Annotated in this window: 12 protein-coding genes and 1 riboswitch; all 12 genes read left to right on the top strand. The window is 55.7% G+C overall.

The window, feature by feature from the left end:
• Window positions 1–38: 38 nt before the first annotated feature.
• A complete protein-coding gene (locus RDU76_05830) occupies window positions 39–413 on the top strand; it encodes a hypothetical protein (protein MDQ7798445.1) in 375 nt (124 codons plus the stop codon).
• 60 nt (window positions 414–473) lie between these two features.
• Window positions 474–812 carry a hypothetical protein gene (locus RDU76_05825; protein ID MDQ7798444.1) on the top strand — a complete coding sequence of 113 codons (339 nt, stop codon included), beginning with the start codon at window positions 474–476 and terminating at the stop codon, window positions 810–812.
• 288 nt (window positions 813–1,100) lie between these two features.
• Window positions 1,101–2,816 carry a T9SS type A sorting domain-containing protein gene (locus RDU76_05820; protein MDQ7798443.1) on the top strand — a complete coding sequence of 572 codons (1,716 nt, stop codon included), beginning with the start codon at window positions 1,101–1,103 and terminating at the stop codon, window positions 2,814–2,816.
• A gap of 352 nt (window positions 2,817–3,168) precedes the next feature.
• Complete coding sequence (locus RDU76_05815; GenBank protein MDQ7798442.1) at window positions 3,169–6,207, top strand: TonB-dependent receptor; 3,039 nt, start codon at window positions 3,169–3,171, stop codon at window positions 6,205–6,207.
• Window positions 6,208–6,314: 107 nt separating this feature from the next.
• Window positions 6,315–9,482 carry a hypothetical protein gene (locus RDU76_05810; GenBank protein MDQ7798441.1) on the top strand — a complete coding sequence of 1,056 codons (3,168 nt, stop codon included), beginning with the start codon at window positions 6,315–6,317 and terminating at the stop codon, window positions 9,480–9,482.
• Window positions 9,483–9,504: 22 nt separating this feature from the next.
• Complete coding sequence (locus RDU76_05805) at window positions 9,505–10,575, top strand: PorV/PorQ family protein (GenBank protein MDQ7798440.1); 1,071 nt, start codon at window positions 9,505–9,507, stop codon at window positions 10,573–10,575.
• Between the two features lie 85 nt (window positions 10,576–10,660).
• Window positions 10,661–13,369, top strand: coding sequence for a TonB-dependent receptor (locus RDU76_05800; GenBank protein ID MDQ7798439.1), 2,709 nt, complete (start codon window positions 10,661–10,663; stop codon window positions 13,367–13,369).
• Between the two features lie 13 nt (window positions 13,370–13,382).
• Complete coding sequence (locus tag RDU76_05795) at window positions 13,383–14,624, top strand: PEGA domain-containing protein (protein MDQ7798438.1); 1,242 nt, start codon at window positions 13,383–13,385, stop codon at window positions 14,622–14,624.
• A 161-nt stretch (window positions 14,625–14,785) separates the two neighbouring features.
• Complete coding sequence (gene smc / locus RDU76_05790; GenBank protein ID MDQ7798437.1) at window positions 14,786–18,316, top strand: chromosome segregation protein SMC; 3,531 nt, start codon at window positions 14,786–14,788, stop codon at window positions 18,314–18,316.
• A 19-nt stretch (window positions 18,317–18,335) separates the two neighbouring features.
• Window positions 18,336–19,250, top strand: a complete 915-nt coding sequence (locus RDU76_05785) for a magnesium transporter CorA family protein (protein ID MDQ7798436.1) — start codon at window positions 18,336–18,338, stop codon at window positions 19,248–19,250.
• A 2-nt stretch (window positions 19,251–19,252) separates the two neighbouring features.
• Window positions 19,253–20,179: a signal recognition particle-docking protein FtsY gene (gene ftsY / locus RDU76_05780; GenBank protein MDQ7798435.1), complete on the top strand. Its 927-nt coding sequence runs from the start codon at window positions 19,253–19,255 to the stop codon at window positions 20,177–20,179.
• A gap of 34 nt (window positions 20,180–20,213) precedes the next feature.
• Window positions 20,214–20,409, top strand: a riboswitch (FMN riboswitch).
• Window positions 20,410–20,517: 108 nt separating this feature from the next.
• A complete protein-coding gene (ribD, locus tag RDU76_05775; GenBank protein ID MDQ7798434.1) occupies window positions 20,518–21,624 on the top strand; it encodes a bifunctional diaminohydroxyphosphoribosylaminopyrimidine deaminase/5-amino-6-(5-phosphoribosylamino)uracil reductase RibD in 1,107 nt (368 codons plus the stop codon).
• Window position 21,625: the final 1 nt, after the last annotated feature.

Here is a 21,625-nt window from a genome sequence, read left to right as displayed (position 1 = left end):
TAACATAAAATCACCGTAATCAACATTTGGAGGTGAACATGTTCAAACTGCTCCTCTATGACAACGAGTTCCTGTGGTACGTCACCGTCACCAACCTGGTGACCATCGCCGGCAGCATATTGTTGTGGATCACCTGCGTGCTGTTCGGGCTGATCGCCCGGAAGTACGAGCTGGTGCTGCGCAAGAAGACCGACTGGCAGTACATGATCTTCGCCCCCTCCGGGATCCTGGTCTACGCCGTCATCCAGATCATCGCCTTTGCCAGCCAGGTGAAACTTAACGTCATGCAGTCCTGGATCGCCTACACCTTTTTCCTGCTGTCCGGGCTGCTGTCACTGCTGGGGGCCATGAAGTTCAAGAAGGTGGTGACCCCGGTCAAAAAGCCCGCCCCGGCGGTAAAGCCGGCCGCCTGATCTTTTAGGGAACCGGGCATCATCAAGCTGTATCTAAACCTTTTTTAGGAGGCTGCAAGCATGGAAATATCGATACCGGCCGAACTGCTGTTCGCTGTTGGTGTGGCGCTGTTCTGTATGTCGCTGTTCTTATATGCCAGGATCCTGAAGAAGCTCCTGGCGGTCATCAGACGGGAATCCGGCATCTGGGTATTGCCCATGGTGGGGGCCGGATTTTTGGCTTTGGGGGCCATATTTCACTTCATCCCACTGGCCATCTATCCCCAGTTGGACCCCTCCCGCACCGACCAGCTGATGCAGATCTGCCAGAACCGCTCGGCCGAGGCGGCCGGCATATTTTTGGCTGGCATAATATCCATTCTGGCCGGCTGGATGTACACCCGGTGGACCAGCCGCTAGCCGGGGGACAAGGATTTTTTATTTCAACCCGCCGGCCGGCCAAAAAGATAAAATTTTATTTTAGAAAACCCTTGACTTTTTTGATAAAAAATGGTAATTTTTCAAATGGCGTAAATCCCAAGAAATGAATTTTGGGATCAGTGTGCTATTGCATTGTTTTTATCTAATGATTGAATTTTCGAAAGGAGGTGAGGGAGTCCCAGAGAGTTTTTTATTTTAATTTCGGCCAAAAACGCCGAACCCTAATCCTAAAGGCAACTAAAATCAACAAAACTCAAGGAGAAAAAAATGAAGAAAGTCAGTTTATTTGTATTGGCTTTGATCGTGACTGCATCACTGGCTCTGGCGCTGGTCCCGAACACCAAGATGGAGAAAAGCGGGATCGAAGATGGCGGCAAGATCACCATCAAGAAGGTAAAAGACACCGGCGACCTGGTCATCAGCGGCGTGCACGATTTTTCCTGCTACATGACGGCCGCCCGCTGTCTGGACATGGATCCCGCCTTCGGCACCAGCGGCGGCGCAGCCGTTATGTTCCTCCGGGCGACCGGCGGACAGATGTATTATGCCGGAACCATAGACGGCGGCGCCACCTGGAGCACCATGGGCCCGCTGACCGCCAGCATCCGCTATCCCTCCGGAATGTGCGACAGGATCAGCCAGAAGCCGGTGGCCTTCTATAACTGGGGCTGGGGCGCGGTCGGCGAAGGCGCCTACACCCTGTGGGACGACGGCAACTACAACGACGGCCTGTGGGGCTCGGAGACCCTGGTCGACACCCTGGGCCAGGGCGTGGCCGGTACGGCCTATTACTGCGTCAACGGCACCATGGGCAGCAACGGCGTCTATCACGTGCTGGCCAACTACTGGGGCGACTTCACCCCCGACGCCTCGTTCTACTTTCGCTCCACCGACAACGGCGCCACCTGGAGCGGACAGGATCCCCGGTCTTTGGACCTGATGTACTATGACCTGTTCGGCACCGAGGACAGCCTGAACATATTCAAGGGCGGCTCAGTGGTCCACGATCCCATCGTGGAAGGCTATGTCAACCAGGTCCAGATCGTCAGCTCCCTGGACGGCAACACCGTGATGGTCGGCTCCTGCGGCCTGACCCCGGACACCCTGGGCAATGTCCTGTTCTGGTATCGCATGTCCACCGACGCCGGCTTAACCTGGACCCCGCTGACCTGGGCGCCGGATCAGGGCAGCATCAGCTGGGAAGCCCAGAGCTATGACATGGGCCTGGCCATCGACAAGGACGGCTATCCCCACTTTGCCACCTATCTGGCCCTGGACACCCTGGCCGACGGCTCCGACTACGGACCATTGTCCGGGATCTATGACTATCACCAGACCGCCAGCGGCTGGGTTCTGACCCAGATCTGCGGCGCCATCGACAGCACCACCGGCGGAACGCCCACCTCGATCTATCCCGATTTCTGCAACTATGCCCTGGATCCCAACGGCGACCTGATCCTGTCCTTCGGCTCCAGCCTGGACGGCGATCCGGCCGACATCTATATCACCATGTCAAAGGACAACGGCGCCTCCTACGGCGCGCCCCTCAAGATCACCGACGGGACCCAGGCCTGCTGGTATCCCCACCTTCCCTTCGTCACCGGCGGGGCCGGGACCAAGGTGCCGGTCTATTATCAGGTGGCCAACGACGGTTACATCCACTGGGTGAACTATGACGACATTCCCAGCGGCGTGGCCGGAGCTCCGGCTCCCCTGCCGGTCCACGGCTTTGCCCTCAACCGCAACTATCCCAACCCGGTCAGCGGCAAGACGGCCATCTCCTTCAGCCTGCCCAAGGCCGGCGACTACAGCCTCAAGGTCTACAACGTGGCCGGACAGGTTGTCAACACCATCACTGGCCGCGGCAATGCGGGCAACAACACGGTCAACTGGAACAGCAAGAACGTCTCCAACGGCGTCTACTTCTACCAGCTGAATGCCGCCGGCAACACCGCCACCAGGAAGATGATCGTAGTCAAATAACTCCAGATTTAAGTTGGCGGGGCTTGATGCCCCGCCAACTTTGTAAAGAAATATTATTTTTAACCCATATTTAACCCGAAGGTCTTTCCAAATCAACTTTTCCGGCCGGTAAGGGCCGGGCCCGACCATGCAGATTGACGTTTTGGGGACGAAAAACCCCAAGCCGATAAGACATATAGATCCATCCTGTTTGAAATTAATTAAAACAAAATATAAAATGAAAAAATAAATAAGGAGGTGAAAGTTCGGAGAACATCCTTGTTAAACGGAAACAGGTCAAACAGCCATTTACACCCCAAGGATCAAGCAAGAATAAAGCAACAACCATTTTTCTGGAGGTAAATAAGAAGTTATGAAGACTCTAAAGTTCTTAATTGCAGCCATGGTCTGTGTGGTGATGACCGGCGGTTTATTGTTTGCCGGCACCACCGGGAAGATAGTCGGGACCGTGACGGATTCCGAGACCAAAGAACCGATCCCCGGAGCGGTAGTGGAGCTGCTGGGCACCACCATCGGCGCCAATACCGACATAGACGGGCGGTACTTCATAGTCAACGTTCCGGTGGGGAGCTATTCCCTGAAGGCCAGGATGATGGGCTATGAGACGGTGACCATCACCAATGTCAAATCCATCATGGATCTGACCACCACCATCAATTTCAAGCTCAAACCAACCGTCCTGCTGAGCGAGGGGATCACCGTTACCGCCAAGCGGCAGATGGTCATCCCCGACGCCACCTCCACCTCCCGGGTGGTCTCCACCAAGGAGATCATGGCCATGCCCAACGCCAGTGCCACCAACGTCATCGGCAACACCGCCGGGGTGGTCAGTTCGGGCGGCCAGATGAACGTCCGGGGCGGACGTTCCGATGAGATGGCCTTTTTCGTGGACGGCGTTTCGGTGACCGATGCCCTGAGCGGATCCATGGGCGCCCAGATCAACACTGCCGCCATCGAAGAGGTGATGGTCATCACCGGCGGCTTCAACGCCGAATACGGCGAGGCCATGTCCGGGGTGGTCAACGTGGTCACCAAGGACGGCGGCGACAAGTTCAACATGTACGGCCGCTATACCACCGACATGTTCATGCTCAGCAAGAGCCGCAACTACAACAAGGGCGAGATCAGCCTGGGAGGCCCGGTGCCCTATGTCAAGAACCTGGGCTATTTCCTGTCGGGCGAGCTCAACAACACCGACGATATCCGCCCCTGCTTCATGCCCGATACCTATTACGAGCACGACCCCAGCAAGGATTATTTCTGGGCCGACACCCTGCGCTACAGCCGGGCAACCTGGGACAGCATCTTTGCGCCGGACACTACTTTTCTTTATATGGGCTGGACCGGGGACTGGGTGGATTCTTCGGATGCCGCCTGGGCGGAAGAACTGGAGAGACGCATAGCCGAGGGGACCATGAGGGGTTGGAAGGAATACGACAAGAACTACCTGCCCCACGGCGATTTCAACAGCTACCGGGTGCAGGGCAAACTCAGCTATAATATCCAGCCCATCAACGCCAAGATCTCGGTGGGCGGTTTTGCCAACCGCGACCAGAGGGGATTATACACCGCATCCTTCAAATACAACCTGGATAATTACTATTCCTATCTCCAAAAGGCCTACCAGGTGAACGCCACCTGGCGGCAACAGTTGGGGAACAACACCTTCTACACCCTGATATTCAACAAATTCTCCACCAAGACCCAGCAAGGTGTCAGGGACTCGGTGGCCGAATCCACCAGGAGCTGGTGGGAGGACTACACCTTCCTGTCGGATGAGGATGCCAACGGGGACAGCATCTATGACGCCTACGCCGGACAATCCTACAGCGACAACGACGTCAATAATCCATACGGGGTGGACGGCGTTTTTTATACTACCGGTCTGGCCCGTCTGTGGCAAAAAACCCTGGCCGCCTACTGGGGCGCCAAATTGGACGTGACCTCCCAGATCAACCGGTTCAACCAGATCCAGGGCGGAGCCGAATTCAAGAGACACAATGTATATACCAAGAACAATTCCCTGCCTTGGGATCCGGTTCCCTTCAAGGATTACTACGACTTCAACCCCATCACCGGAGCGGCCTACCTGCAGGACAAGCTGGAGTTCGAGGGATTCATCGTCAACGCCGGCCTAAGGCTGGACATGCTGATGCCGGAATGCCAGAAGAAGGTCAACAACTTCAACCTTACCGACACCGCCTCCTATATGGACTCCGAAACAAAGTTCAAACTCAGTCCCCGGCTGGGCATGTCCCACCCGGTGACGGACCGCACCGTCCTGCACGTAAGCTACGGCCACTTCTTCCAGCAGCCCCAGCTGCAGTACCTGTACGAGTCGCTGCAGGCCAACATCTCCCGGGGCAACACCATCATGGGGGACCCGGACCTGGGCGCCCAGCGCACCATTGCCTATGAGATCGGCTTCTCCCAGCAGTTCAGCAACGATGTGGCCGGCGACATCACAATATATTACAAGGACATTTTCGACCTGATGGGCACCAGGCTTTTAAGGGATTCCATTTCGGGGTTGGACTACACTTCCTACCTCAATGCCGAATACGGCAACACCCGGGGGTTCGAGGCCACCATCCAAAAACGCCCCGGCAACGGGATGTTCTCCGGCAAGCTGTCCTATACCCTGATGCTGGCCAAGGGCACGGCCTCCAGTGCTTTGGAAAGTTATCTTAATAACTATAACAGCGGGACCGATCCGGCCACCGGCCTGCCCTATCCCAGCCCCAAGGTCGATTCCTATCTGGAGTTCGACCAGCGGCACACTTTCTCGGTCTCCACCAACGTCGATTTCGACGCCAACTTCGGCCCCAAGGTTCTGGGGTTCAAGCCGGCGGCCAACGTCTCCATCAGCCTGCTCAACAACCTGGGCAGCGGCTTCCCCTATACCATCACCGATGCCAGGGGCAAACAGGTAGGCGAGACCAACGAGGGAAGAATGCCCTGGACCTGGAACTGCGATCTGCTGGCCAGCAAATCATTTACGGTGGCCGGCCTTAAAATGTCGCTGGACCTGCAGATCCTGAACCTGTTCAACCGCAAGAACGTCCAGAATGTCTATGCCTACACCGGCGCCACCGACAACGACGGAAAAGTTTTCGATCTGGCTACCTATATTGCCCTGGGAAGCATCCCCGACAGCGTCTCCTATACGGTTGACGGATCCGGCAACGATGTGATGGTTCCCAACCGGTATTACAGCAAATGGAGAGACCTTAATTCCGACGGCACCATAGACCCCTACGAAAGCTATACCACCGCCATCGCTGCCCATAACGACTATATCAGCGATCCCTACAGCGGCGGCCGGGTGCCAAATACCGCCGCCTATGCCGGACCGCGCCGGGCAACCATGGGTCTGAGCTTCAATTTTTAACAAGCAACAATAGTTGTCTGCCGTAACGCCGGGCCCTTGGGGCCGGCGTTATCGGCGCCGGAAATAGACAGATTTTCAATTTAAACCCATACTTAGGAGAATAGTCAATGGCTAATTACAAGCAAAAGGGTTTTTGGTTCCTGCCTTTGGCGCTGTTGGTTATGATAGGGATGACATCAGCGGTTTTTGCCGTCACTGCTCCGGGAACCCTGCCCGATAACAATAAACTGATGTCCCAGAAGATATTAAAGACCAATGCCTGGGAGATATACACCACCAACTACGGGCCCTTTGTCAAGCCTCAGACCGGCTCCGGGGGCTTTTGGCCGACTGGCTCGGGCCGGGGATATATTTATGGTGCGGGCCTGTGGGTGGGAGCCCAGGACGCCTCCGGCAACAAGATCGTGGCCTGCGGATACAACCCCAACAGCGGCGGCTATGAAATGGGCCCGGTGGATTTTAACGATAGCTATGCCAGTTATTTAAGCGAATCAAAAGCCCGGGTCTATCTATCCACCGACCCGGTGGATGCCGCCAACTGGCCGGAGCCGGTGATAAAATCCCGCCAGGACAGCTATGCCCGCTACACCGACCAGAACCCCCAATTCACCTTTTCCGGGGACAAACAGCTGGGGATCAGGGTGGAGCAGATAAGCTATGCCTGGAACTATGCCGACAACAACGACATCATCTTCTTCTATTTCCGGGTGGCCAACATCTCGGGCGGAGCCTTGAGCCAGGTTTATGTGGCCCCGGTAAGTGATTGCGACATCGGAGATGAGTCGGGAACCTCCGCCAACGACCGGACCATATTCGACTATCAGCGCAACCTGGCCATCCAGTTCCAGACCGATCCCGAGAGCGGCTGGCCGGAGACCGGGGTGGTGGGCTTCCGGTATTTCGAGAGCCCGTTCAACAACACCGGCGCCACAGTGCATGTGGTGGACAATGAATTTTCTCACGATATCCTGCCGGACAGCGCGCTGGGCATGACCGCCTTCAAGATATTCACCCTGGAGAAGGACCCCAGCACCGACGAGGAAAGATATCTTGAATTGACCGGGGTCAATTACTGGGACATGATAAATGACGCCTATGACGAGTGGGGAGCCAATACACCGGCCGACAAGCGCTTTGCCATGTCCAGCGGGCCCTTTAACATGGGTATTGGCGACACCATCACCACCTGCATCGGGGTGATCGGGGCCCTGGACACCACCGCCCTGAAACTGGCCTCGGATGTGGCCCAGGTCATATACGATAATGACTTCGAACTGGCCACTCCGCCGGCCGCCCCCACCCTGACCATTATGCCGGGCGACAAGTGCATCCGCCTGAGCTGGGATAAAAGGGCCGAGATCACCCCGGACCCGTATTGGGCCAAGCTTCCGGCAGGCAAGAACTGGTACACCTATTTTTCGGGAACCTGGCAGTACACCCTGCCGGCCACCCAGTTGCTGGTCGACAGCTTTGAGCTTGTGGACAATGCGAGCGCGAATTACATCCGCATCGCCCGGGGAGCCCCACAGCCGGCCACTGGGGGAGATACTTTGAACGCTTTCTATTCACAGCAGGAACTCTACAATCAATACGATTTTCAAGGGTATTTTGTCTTTAGGGCCTCGTCTCAGGCCGATCTGGCTGATGCCGCCAAGCGGGAATATCTGGGAACCCTGTATGTGGACCTGGATACCGCATCTAATTCCGCCACCTTAAGCTATAGCGGCGGTTCTGGTTACATGTACGATAAGGTTGACAATATAAAGATCGTCCGGGACCTGGAGACCATCACTTACACCTATCCCGGCGGCGGATCGGTCTCCATACCCAAATTCGACACCATCGGGACCGACCGCGGCCTGATCTATTCCCTGACCGACAGCAATGTGGTCAACGGCTTCGGCTACTGGTACGGGGTGTCGGCCTACGACTACCAGAGCAATGTCTACTTCACCCATAAATGCCCCACCACCCTGATGAGCAACCCGGCCGAGAACAGCGGGTTTGTCAAGGCCTCATCGGTGGTGGCCGATGCCGTCCTGCCCACCCTGGTCAAGGCCTCGGTGACCGGCGCCTCCGATGCCCTGCACGGCGGGATAGTGGATTACAGCGACATCCGGGTGGCCGCGCCGGATTCGGTCAGGAACGACACCTTCTGGCTGAGGTGGCAGCCCACCGACCGCCAGGCCTTGGGCCTAAAACGCAACCCCATCTACCGGGCTCACCTTTATGACGCCATAATATCCGGAGGCGTCAGCAAGGATACCCTGATCGATTCCATAAGGGTGTTGGCTAAATTCGACGAGGAGCACTACGAACCGGACCTTTTCCTGTCCTCAGGGGTGGACGAACTGCCGTTTGGCTATGCCATATACAAACCCAAGATAGAGTGGAGTCCCAAACAATTGTATGCGGCTACGGCCTATCGCAACGACCCCGTCCCCGATAGATGTAATATTGACAGCTTTAGGATCACCGAGAATCCATCGGGCATCAGGACCTATCCAGTGGATAGCGTCAATGTTCAGCTCAATGTGGGGTTCTTTTCGCCGATCAGCAACGCCTGGCAGTGGAGGGGTTCCGATTTTGAGGTCCGATGGAAGGATACATTGACCGGCCTAACGGCCGAGGTCTGGGATATTTCAAATAATATTCTGGTCCCGCTGGAGACCGGAGTGACCAAGGCCAACATGACCAAGAGCTCCTGGTGCTTCAACCCCACCGCCAACACCTCTTCGGCCACCATCCTTACCTCCACCAGCGGCGAAGCCCTCGGAATGCAGATCTGCGGCATTACCGTCTATTTCAACAAAGCTGGTATTACTCTACGCAGGATGGATTGGCCCAACCGGCCGGAGACCGGCGATATCTGGAGGATCTACTGCAGCGGGCAGTACGCCCCGGTGGAGGGCGACGTGGTAACCTTTGTGACCACCCAGGCCAAACAGTTGACCTCCCTGTCCGCCAGCCTGCTGGACAAGATCAACGTGGTGCCCAACCCCTATCTGGTCAGGGCCAACTGGGATGTCAGCAAGAATTATCCCAATATTTACTTCACCAACCTGCCCTCCAAGTGCACCGTCCGGATCTACAACATAGCGGGAGAGCTGATGAAGGTCCTGAACCACGAGGTTTCCCTGGGCAGCAACGAGGGTTCCGAAAAGTGGGATATGCTGACCACCTTTGACAAGCGTGTCGCCAGCGGCATGTACATCTATCAGGTGGACGCCCCCGGCATCGGCACCAAGCTGGGTAAATTTGCCATAATCAAGTAAAAATACGAGGAGAGCATAAGAAATGAAAAGATCAATCACAATTTTTACCATTTTGGCTCTGATCGGCCTGGCTTCCCTGGCCCAGGCGGGGACCGCCCCGGACTACTCCAACGTGGGCAGGGCCGGGCTGCAGTTTCTAAAGATCGGTGCCGGGTCACGGGGCGTGGCCATGGGCGGGGCGTTCACGGCGGTCGCCACCGATGCTTCCGCGCTTTACTGGAATCCGGCCGGGATCGCCCGGCTCAAGAAGACCGAGGTGATATTCTCCCACACCAACTGGCTGGTCGACCTGAATCACGAATACGTGGGGGTGGTGCTTCCCATGGGATTGATGGGCAATATCGGCTTCAGCGCCACCTTTCTTTCCTACGGGGAAATTGTAAGAACCACCATCGATGACATCGAGACCATAGCCAGGGAGGACTGGGGAGAAGGCCTGACGCCTTTCTCCGCCAACGATCTGGCGCTGGCCGTGACCTATGCCCGGAACCTGACCGACAAATTCACGGTGGGGGTCACTTCAAAGTATGTTCGGGAGAAGATAGCCGACATGAGCACCGGGGGTCTGGCCTTTGATGTGGGGACCTATTATCGTACCGGCTACAAGACCCTGCGCATAGCGATGGCCATTTTAAATTACGGGCCGGATGTCAGTTTCTCCGGGAAGGACCTTCAGGCCGAAAAAGAGGAGACCACCTGGCCGGAAAATTACACCGGGAACTCCTGGGAAATAGTCACCACACCCTTCCAGATGCCCCTGCAGTTCAAGATGGGCGTGGCTTACGATTTTATGTTCGGGAAATCCCACCTTTTGACCACCTCCACCGAACTGGTGCATCCCAATGACGGAAATGAAAAGGTTCTGCTGGGCGCCGAATATGCCTGGAAGAACCCCATCCTTGATTTTGCACTGCGGGGAGGCTACAAGTACGACCCCGATTGGTATGAGACCAAGAGCGCCATGGACAATGTCAGCGCCGGAATGGGCGTCAGCAAAGCCCTTGGCACCAGCAAATTCAACATAGATTACGCTTACACCAACATGGGCTATCTGGAGAACGTCCACCGCTTTAGCGTGGGATTAGGATTCTAAACATTATTAACCATTCGGGGAGATGTGAACACATCTCCCCGAATTTTTTCCTGGCCGGGCGGGACCAACCAACTAAAAAGCAAATATGAAGCTAAAGACGATATTCATGGCGGCGGCCTTGGTCCTTTGGGCCGCCGGCCTGCTTAAAGCGGGCGATACCGGCAAGATAGCCGGGCGGGTAATGGATGCCGGAAACGGCGACCCTTTGATGGGGGCCTCGGTTCAGCTGCTGGGGACCAATAAGGGAGCTTTGACCGACAGCCAGGGGTATTATTACATAATAAACATCCCTTCGGGGAAATACAGCCTGAAGGCCTATACCACCGGGTATGCCTCGATGACGGTGACCGACGTCAAATGCAACCAGGACCTGACCACCAAAGTGGATTTCAGGATCAAACCATCGCCCATAAAAACCGAGGGGATAGTGGTGGTGGCCGAGCGGCCGGTGGTTGATAAGGACCTGACCGCCACCAGAAGGGCCATCCGGTTGGATGATTTTCCCAGCATGCCCTGGGACACCCCCGAGAAGGCCCTGGCGTCCCAGGCCGGGGTGGTGATGAAGGGCGAATCTTTTCACGTTCGGGGGGGGCGTTCCGATGAGGTCAATTACCTGATAGACGGCATTTCGGTCAGGGATGCCACCGACGGAACCACCGGGCTGCTGTTGAACAGCAATGCCCTGTCGGACCTGACCCTTCTGACCGGGATCTTCGACGCCGAATACGGAGAGGTGATGTCCGGGGTCATCAATGCCACGGTAAAGGATGGCGGCAACCGGCAGCTTAATTTTTATCACAACAACGGATCGGTCTTTGGCGATCTGTCCGGCAGGGGCTACCGGAACTACCAGTTTGATGCCGGCCGGAGTTTTAGGGGCGATAAAGTGAAGCTATTCACCGCCGGCGACCTGACCTTGACCGACGACTGGGATCCTCACCGGACGAAAGTGCCCCATCAGGACCGGGAGGATTACTCCCTGGTGGGCAAAGCCACCTTCAACCTCCCCTACAACATCAGGGCATCTCTCCTGGGGGTCCAGTCCCGCAGCCAATACGGCCGATACAGCCATGACTGGTATTATATGCCGGCCAATTACCGCTCCGACCTTAAAAAGGGACGGCTGGGTGTTTTCAGCCTTAACCAAACAATCTCCAACGCCACATTTTACAAGATCTCCCTGGGATGGTTCTGGAACAAGAACCAGTTCGGAGTAAGGGATACCTTCTGGGACATCGGGCGCTATTGGTGGGAGGATATCAGGTTTCTGGATTTCTGGGACAATCAGGTATATTACAATGAATATGACAAGCTGGTGTTCACCACCGATTACAACCGCTACGGGTATGACTGCATGTTATTCTACCGTTTCGGGAATTATTGGAAATACCGGGAGCGGATCACCGATGAAAGATTTGTTAAATTTGACCTGACCAGCCAGGCCTCAAAATACCATCAGCTTAAATACGGAGCGGAGCTGAAGAGATATATTGTTGATAATCTGTATCTTTATCCCACCGCCATCGGCAACCCCATTTTTGATGTCTACTGCAGGAAGCCATCAAATATAGGGGCTTATTTTCAGGACAAGGTGGAATATGACGGCCTGGTGCTAAATCTCGGGGTGCGGTATGAACGGCTAGATCTGGACATTAAAGATGCCGATACCAACGCCCTGTGGGCCAGGGCGCTAGAAGGAGGCCAGATCGAGGCCCGGCAGTTTGTCAGCCCCAGGCTGGGACTGTCCTATGTAATCTCGCCCAATACCACCTTTCACTTGGGATACGGCCGGTATTTCCAGCAGCCGCAGCTGCAGTATTATTACCAGTATTTGAAGGCTTACGATCCCTCGGAGATCGAAGGGAACATCCTGGGCAACCCGGCTTTGAAGCCTTCGAGATCAACCTCCCTGGAGTTCGGGACAGTGACCGAGCTGAACAGGGACCTGAGCGCCGATATCACCATCTATTACCGGGACATCAAGGACCTGGTCAGCGTCAACCTTGTTCCCGCCCTGCCGGTGCCTTATTACCAGTATGAGAACGTCGATTACGCATCCTCCAAAGGGGTCGAGGTCTGCCTTAAAAAACATTACGGCCGCCACGTTACCGGATCCATCCGCTATGCCTTTTCCAGCTCGGAGGGGACCGGCGCGGATGCCAACGACGTGATGGAAAATTACCTGTCCACGGTCAGCGGGGAATCGTTGGGCACTTTGCCCCGGGATATCCGCCCCCTGGATTTCGACCAGAGGAACAAGCTGGTTGTTGAGGCATCACTGTTCAACAAGGACCCGGTCGCCGGGCGCTGGGGCTGGTTTATCCGTGACGCCAACCTTACCGGAATATTCCAGTTCGGCAGCGGACTGCCATATACCCCCCTGGTCTTCAACACGGACAAGCAGGCCACCCCCGACCCCTCTTTACAGCGCACCCCCAGCAATTCGCAGATAGACATCAAATTCACCAAGAGCTTCAAATATTACCTGCTGAACGCCACCCTCAGCTTTGAGATATTAAATCTCTTCAACTGGGACAACTATAATTACTCCTATGAAAGGGAGATCAGCCCTTACGAAATATATACCCGGGATTGGCAGCCCGAAGATCCCCAGAGCGATTACTTTAACACCAGTCCCTATTACGAAGCCGAGGGGGACACCGACGGGAACGGGGTGTTTACGGTAGAGGAGCAATGGAACCGCATATTATATTACCAGCAGCTGTACTCTGCCAATCCGGCCCTGTCCGGAATGCCCCGCCTGTACCGGGCAGGGTTAACAATAAAATTTTAAAAAAGCATCGCATATGAACCGTTTTGTCATGATAACAATTGCCCTGGCGGGAGCGGCCTGGCTGTCAGGCTGCCAGCACCATCCGGTATACCCCGACGTCGGCTCGGTGTATGTCATCTCCTCGCCGACGCCCTGCGAAGTGGTGATAGACGGGATAAACACCAAGCGGCTTACCCCGGCCAAAATAGACGGCCTGAAGGTGGGGAAGCATCAGGTCGATGTGATGCACTTTGGATACAAGGTGTGGTCCCAACAGGTGGACATCGAGCCGGGCACTACCAAACGCCTGTCAGCCTCGTTGGCCGCCATGAATTACCGGGTGATAAAAAAGGTGACGTTGCCTATAAGTGCGGCATCCGATATGGCATATCTGCCCGAGATTGGCAAAGCGTATGTCACACATTCAAACTGGCTGACCGGACTATCGGCATACCAAATAAGCGACTCTGATGCAATATGGCAAAACTACATCGAGATAGGCAAGACGGGTCAGGGCCAAATTGCCGCCAGCTCTGCGGCCAAACGGATATATGTTGAATGCCAAGACACGATCACAGCTATCAACCTATCAACCGAAAACATGATCAAGCGGATCACTACCACCCGACCGATGGGATACACCGAGATTGTTTTTTCGCTGGATGGCAATTGGGCGATAACCGCCGACAGCAGCGACCGGAGCCTGGGAATAATTGATACCAAAACAGACAGCGTGGTAAGATATATAAACCTGGACGGAAAACCGACCGACGTGGCCATCAGCCCCGATGGCCGGTACCTGTTCGTTACCTGCAAGGAAAGCCGAAAATTCCTTAAAGTGAATTTTCAAAGCGGCCTGGTGGAGAACGAACTATCCACCGGATCGTATCCCGGAGCCATTTTCTTTAACAACAGTTGGGATATCTTGGGCTTCTGCAATATGGGCAGGGATGAGTTGACCATTGTCCCGGTGGATATCAGCAGCTGGGCCGCCGTCAATGGTCCGACCCTGGCCTATGGAGAAGTGGTAAGAGGGGCCTGCTTTTCCGGTGACGGGGCCTATGTTTGGGTGGTGACAACCGATCTGCCCATTATTGGAAGTCCAGCACCATTGCCTATAGGGAATATAATTTTGATATACCTATCATCCTGGCAGCCGGTGACATACATTTCTTCGGGCCAATATCCGTTGGCGGTATATCAATCCCCAGATGGTAAATTTCTCTATTTGTTGGAGTATTACGACATTCTTGTTTTTCGAACCGACACCGAATAATATCACAAAGCGGGGCATAAGCCGGAATTTTATTCCGGTTTTTGTTTTTTATAGGCAAAATGACCATTTTCCGAGCGTATATTTTCATTGACGACACCGGCTATATCTGTTAAACTTAGCAGTTAAAACAAGTTAATAAAGACAATAAATCAGGGATAAAAATGTATCTTTCCAGATTAGAGCTGTTCGGATTCAAATCCTTTCCCCAGAAGATAACCCTGGAGATAGGCTCGGGGATAACCTGTATAGTCGGCCCCAACGGCTGCGGCAAGACCAACGTCATCGACGCCATTCGCTGGTGCCTGGGCGAGCAGAGCACCAAGATGCTGCGCTCCGACAAGATGGAGGATGTGATCTTCAGCGGGGCCCGGGATGAGAAGCCGCTTTCCATGGCCGAAGTATCGCTGATCTTCTCCAACCAGGACGGGCAGCTGCCGGTGGAATACAGCGAGGTATCGGTCACCCGCCGGCTGTTCCGCTCCGGGGAAAGCGAATACCTGATGAACAACCAGGTCTGCCGCTTAAAGGACATCGTGGACCTTTTCCTGAACACCGGGCTGGGGGCCGACAGTTACTCCCTGATAGAATCCAAGATGATCGACACCATTCTGTCGGAGGACCCCTCCATCAGGCGCAGCCTGTTCGAGGAAGCCGCCGGGGTGGCCAAGTATCGCCTGCAGAAGAGGACCGCCCAGCGCCGGATGGAGGCCACCACCGAGGACCTGCTGCGCCTGCAGGACATCGTCAGCGAGGTGGAGAAGAGGCTGCGCTCATTGAAGCGCCAGGCCAGCAAGGCCAGGGTCTATGATAAGTTCAACCAGGAGTTGAGGGATATCGACCTGAAGGTGGCGGCCATCGACCGCGACCGGTTGAATGTCCAGGCCCTGGAACTGAAGGAAAATATATCCCAATGGCAGGATGCCCGCAGCGAACTTTCGGCCAAACTGGAGATGCAGGAGGGGGAGATCTCCTCCGCCCGGGAGGCCCTGGAGGTCAACGAGGGGCAGATAGAAATACTGCAGCAGGAGTTATCCCGACTAAGCGAGCAGCTGCAGCTATGGGAGAACAACCAGGCGGTGATCAAGGAAAGGCGTTCCGGCATCGAGCAATCCATGGAGCGTCGCGAGAAAGAAATAAAACTGCTGATGGCCTCCATCGGCGAGCACGAGGGCCAGATCAAGAGGGTCCAGGAGAGCCTGCAAAGGTCGTCCGGCGATATCGTGGCCAAAACCGAGCAGTTGAAGATAAAGGAATCGGCCCTGGCCGGGCTGGAATCGGAGCTTACCTCGGCCAAACTGGCCCTGAGCGAGGCCCGGAAAGAATTATTCGAGTCCCTGAAGCAGGAGGCCGACGGCAAGGAACAGCTGGCCCTGCTGGAGAACCGCTACGGGAACACGGTGGCCGAGCAGGACAAGGCCCAAAAGGAGGGACAATCCCTGCGGCGGGAGCTGGAGGAGGGTAATCTGAAACTGGCCGAGCTGAACGACAGGATGGATTCCCAGAAAAAGGCCCTCCAGGTGCTGACCGAGGAAAAGATAAGGCTGAAGCAGAAGAGCGGTGACTGGCAGAAGCAGCTGTTGATCGCCAACGACAGACTGCGGGAACTGTCCTCCAGCCTTTCCGGGCTGCAGAAAGAAAAGGAACTGCTGTCCGAACTGCAGCAGAAGTATGAGGGATACGGCCAGGGGGCGCAGCACCTGCTCTCCCGGCGGCAGGATTTCACCGGCACCATAGCGCCCCTGGCCGAGATGATAGAAGCGGAGCCCGGCTATCAGGCAGCGATAGAGGCCGCCCTGGCCGAAAAGCTGCAATGGCTGGCGGTGGAGGATCTGGATAACACTAAAAAGGCCATCGCCCTGTTGAAATCCGAAAAAACCGGCAAGGCCGCATTGATAGCCCTTTCGGCTCCGGTGGAAAACACCGCTGGCCGGGAGATCTCCGGGCCGGGGATAAGGGGGTCTGCCTTCAAGTTCGTCCGCTGCGACCAGAAGATTCAAAATATCGTCAATATTCTGTTGAAGGATGTGATAATAGTCGAGAGCTTGGACAATTTCTGGGAATATTCAAGCAAATACCCCGGAGTGCGCCTGGTAAGCCTGGACGGGGAGGTGCTGCATTCCACCGGGGCCATTGAAGCCGGAGAGCTTCCCCAGGGCCAGATAGGGCTGCTGCAGAGGAAGGAGAGGATTGAAAAACTGGGCGCAGAGATATCCTCTTTTGAAGAAAAAATAAAGCAGGAGGTTGGCGGCATCCAGAGCCTTAAGGCCAAGCTGGAGGAGCAGGACAAACAGCTGGAGAACGTCGATCGGGAGACGGAAAAATACCAGAAGGAGATCACGACCTCGGAGGGATCCCTGGCCAAGAGCAAATCCTCCCTGGAAATGAACCACCGCCGGTTGAACGAACTGGAGCAACGGTCCCAAGCCCTGCAGGGCAGCCTCTCCCTTCTGGAATCGGAATTGAACCAGGCCCGGGGATCTTTCCAGGAGATAAGCGAAAGCAACAAGGACGAAAGCGGTTTGCTGGGACAGCGGGATCAGGATATGTCGCAGAAGGAGGAAAAGCGCAATCAGGCGGCCGAAGAGGTGAACCGTCTGCGGATAGAATTGTCCCAGGCCCAGTCGGAAAGGGAACGGCTGCGGCAGGAATCGGCCAACATGGAGCAGCGGAAGAACGAGGCACTGGAGAGGATCCAGAACTTCCGGGCCGAGGACCAGGCCGGGTATGCCGCCATCGCCAAGCTTCAGGAGGAGGCGGAAAAGCTGAGCATCGAGATCGAGGGCAGCGCAGCCCACCGTAAGACATTTCTGGCCCAGCGGGAGGAGATGCAGAGGCAGAGCCAGGGCTCGCTCAACCGCCTGAAGCAGGCCGAGTCGGTGATGCACCGCAGCCGCCTGGAGAGCGACGAGCTTCAGAGCAAGCTTTCCCAGGCTCAGATAGAGCTAGGCTCGGTGCGCAACGATCTGGACAACATCACCAACCGGCTGAGGAGCGAATACGAGGTCGATATCCAGGACCTGGCGGCCTCCCAAGAAACAAACCTGGAGGAGAGCCGCAGCCGGATAGAGGATCTCCGCCACCGTTTGAAGAAACTGGGCCCGGTCAATTTTGCCGCCTTCCAGGAGCTGCAGCAGGATGAGGAACGGTACGATTTCCTGGTCAAACAGCGGGACGACCTGCTGTCGGCCAAGGAGGATCTGGCCAACACCATCAGGAAAATCGACGAAACCGCCAGGGCCATGTTCCTGGAAACCTTCGAGGCCATCAAGAAAGGCTTCTCCCAGATATTCCAGCGCTTGTTCATCGGCGGGGAGGCCGACCTGAAACTGACCGGCAGCGATGATCCTTTGGAGGCCGAGATCGAGATCCTGGCCACCCCGGAGGGCAAGAGTATGAAGTCAATCCGGCTGTTGTCGGGCGGGGAGAAGGCCATGACCGCCACCGCCCTGCTGTTCGGGATCTACCTGGTCAAACCGGCCCCCTTCTGCGTCCTGGACGAGCTGGACGCTCCGCTGGACGACGCCAATGTCCAGCGCTTCTGCGCCATGCTCAAGGATTTTGCCAGCGGCACCCAATTCCTGGTGATCACCCATAACAAGCGGACCATGGAGGTGGCCGACCGGCTTTACGGGGTGACCATGGAGAAGCCCGGCATCTCAAAGGTGGTCTCGGTCAAATTTGATAACAACTGACATTAACTGGTTATAACCGATGCTAAGAATATGCCAAATAAAAGACCATCAGGTGTCCGATTGTTCCGGCGAACAGGGCACCGTCTGGGTATATACCAATCCCAGCGACCAGGAAAAGAAGCATCTGGTAAATGAGCTGAAGATCGACGAGCACACCCTGACCTCGGCCCTGGATCCCGATGAATTGTCGCGGCTGGAATTCGAGCCGGACCATGCGGCCCTGATATTCAAACGGCCCAAGAACTACTCCTCCCAGGACGAACTGCTGTTCAAGGTGTCATCGGTCGGCCTATTCCTTTTCAAGGACCGGCTGATCGTGGTGATGCCGGAAGAGTCTCCGCTGTTCGAGGGGAAACAGTTCCAGCGGGTGGCATCCCTGAACGACCTGCTGCTTAAGTTGATCTACCGATCCATCTTTCATTACCTGGAGCACCTGAAGATAATAAACATGATAACCGATTCTTTGGAGGACAAGATCAGCTCCTCCATGGAGAACAAATACCTGCTGAACCTGTTCACCCTGGAGAAGAGCCTGGTCTATTACCTGAATGCCATCAACTCAAATTCCATGCTGATAGAAAAACTCAAGACCAATGCCGCCAAGATCGACTTCTCGCCCGAGGAGCTGGAATTCCTGGACGACATCATCATCGAGAACAACCAGTGCTACCGGCAAGCCGAGATATATTCCAACATCCTGGCCAGCATGATGGACGCCAGAGCCTCCATCGTCAGCAACAACCTCAACGTGCTGATGAAGACCCTGAACATCATCACCATCGGCATCATGGTGCCCACCTTCGTGGTCAGCGCCTTCTCCATGAACGTCGGCATCCCCCTTTCCTGGCACCCGGCGGCCTTCTGGATGGTGATGGGACTGGCCCTGGTCTCGGTGGTGGCCTTCATGCTGTTCTGGCGCTTCAAAAAGTGGTAGCCGTGCCCCTGATCAAAACCATCAGGGACGGCCTGAATAAGACCCGGACGGGCATCTGGCATAAAACGGTCGGCCTGATCACCGGCAAAAGATCGCTGTCTCCTCAGGAACTGTCGGAACTGGAAGAGCTTCTTATCCTTTCGGATGTCGGGGTGGAGGCCGGTGAAAGGCTGATCAACGCTGTCAGGAACGACCCGAGCGACCAAACGGCCATGGAACGGCTGAAGGGCGAGATGACGGGGATACTCTCCCTGAATTCAAATCTCAAATCTCAAATCTCAAATTTCGAAATAAAGCCGCAGGTATGGCTGATCATCGGGGTCAACGGGTCGGGCAAGACCACCTCCATCGCCAAATTGGCGCATTACCTGAAAGAACAGGGCCGGCGGGTGATGCTGGCCGCCGGTGATACCTACCGCGCGGCCGCCATCGAGCAGCTTAAAAAATGGGCCGACCGGCTGGGGGTGGAGTTCATCGGCAGTAAGACCGGGGCCGACCCGGCCAGCGTGGCCTACGATGCGGTGGAATCGGCCGCGGCCAGGGAGATCAGCCATCTTTTGATAGATACCGCCGGCAGATTGCATACCCAGAAGCATCTGCGGGACGAGCTGGGCAAGATATACTCCACCATCGGCAAGAAGATGCCCGGAGCTCCGCATCTCACTTTACTGGTTTTGGATGCTACCACCGGACAGAACGCCGTCAGCCAGGCAAAATTATTTTCCCAGGCGGCCAGGATAGACGGCATAATCCTCACCAAGCTGGACGGCACCGCCAAGGGCGGCATAGTGCTGGCCATAGCCATGGAGCTGAAGATCCCGGTTTTGTTCACCGGGGTGGGGGAGGGGCTGGATGACTTGCTGGCTTTCGATCAGGTCGCTTTTGTGGACAGCCTGCTGGAACAACAGTCGGCCCTTAAAGGCATTTGAATATTGACATTATCTCGATAATGGGATATATTTACCACACCTTCGGGGCGGGGTGAGATTCCCCGATCGGCGGTAGGTCCGCAAAATAAGCCTGACGGACAAAGCCCGCAAATCCATTAAGGATCGACCCGGTGAGATTCCGGGGCCGACGGTCCCTCCACAATACCTGATACAATCTGCTCTTTCAATGGTTGAGCGGAGGGGGAAAGTCCGGATGAAAGAAGGTTTAACAGGGCCTGAATGCAAGCAGCGTTTTGCGCAAGGGCTGTCTGTTTTGGTTTCCCCGAAGGAGTCTTTTAGGCTTATTCGGGGTTTTTATTTGTCAATGCGTGAGCCAGATGGGAGAACATAAACGATACATGATGATGGCCCTGGAGCTGGCGGCTAAGGCCAAAGGCCGGACCTGGCCCAATCCCATGGTGGGCGCCATAGTCGTCAAGGACGGCCGGGTGGTGGGCCGGGGGTATCACCAAAAGGCCGGAATGAATCATGCCGAGGTTGAGGCGCTGGAACAGGCTGGACTACAGGCCGGGGGGGCCATCCTGTATGTCAGCCTGGAGCCCTGCTGCCACAGCGGAAAAAGGACCCCGCCCTGCACCCAGGCAATCATCGGAGCCGGAATCAAAACCGTAGTGTACGGAATGGATGATCCCAACCCCAATGTCAATGGTAAGGGAGCCGAAGAACTCAGAAAAGCCGGAATCGAAACGATAGGAAAAGTGATGGAAAAAGAAGCCCAAGGATTGAACGAAGTTTACCGGAAATACATGACCACCGGGTACCCCTTCACCGTCCTGAAAATGGCTTTAAGCCTGGACGGCAGGATCGCTGTCCCGGGCGGGGAGTCCCGTGGGCTGTCGTCGAAGGAATCCCTTGAACTAGTGCATAAACTGCGGCTGGAATCGGAGGCCATCATGGTGGGCAGCGGCACGGTGACCAAGGACGATCCCCAGCTGACCGTCCGGCTGGTTGATAATCCGGATCACAAGCAGCCCACCAGGTTCGTGGTCGACAGCACCCTAAGGAGTCCGATCAACTCCAAGATATTTGATCAATCCATTGCCAAGACGGTGATGATAACCACCGACCAGGCTGATCCCAGCAGGAAAGCGGAACTGGAAAAGAAAGAAATAGAGATCTGGACAATCCGGGCCCTGCCGGACGGAATGGTGGACATAAAGGAACTGCTGCGCCAGATGGGGCTTCATGAATACTGCAACCTCCTGGTCGAGGGAGGCAGCGGCCTGGCCACGTCATTTTTAAAAGCGGGGCTGGTCGACAAGCTGAGCCTCCTTTATACGCCCACTATCATCGGGGGGGACGGGGTCCCGCCTTTCGGCCAGCTGGGTCTGAAAAACATCGCCGAGGCCTTCAAGCTTCGCGATCTGAAGGCCCGGCCGGTGGGCGATGATATTTTAGTCGAAGCCTACCCGGCGAGGGATTGAT

The sequence above is a fragment of the Candidatus Edwardsbacteria bacterium genome (assembly GCA_031082425.1).
GTDB lineage: Bacteria > Edwardsbacteria > AC1 > AC1 > EtOH8 > UBA2226.
Note: the sequence above shows the minus strand (reverse complement) of the source record. Positions and strands in the feature narration are given on the sequence as shown.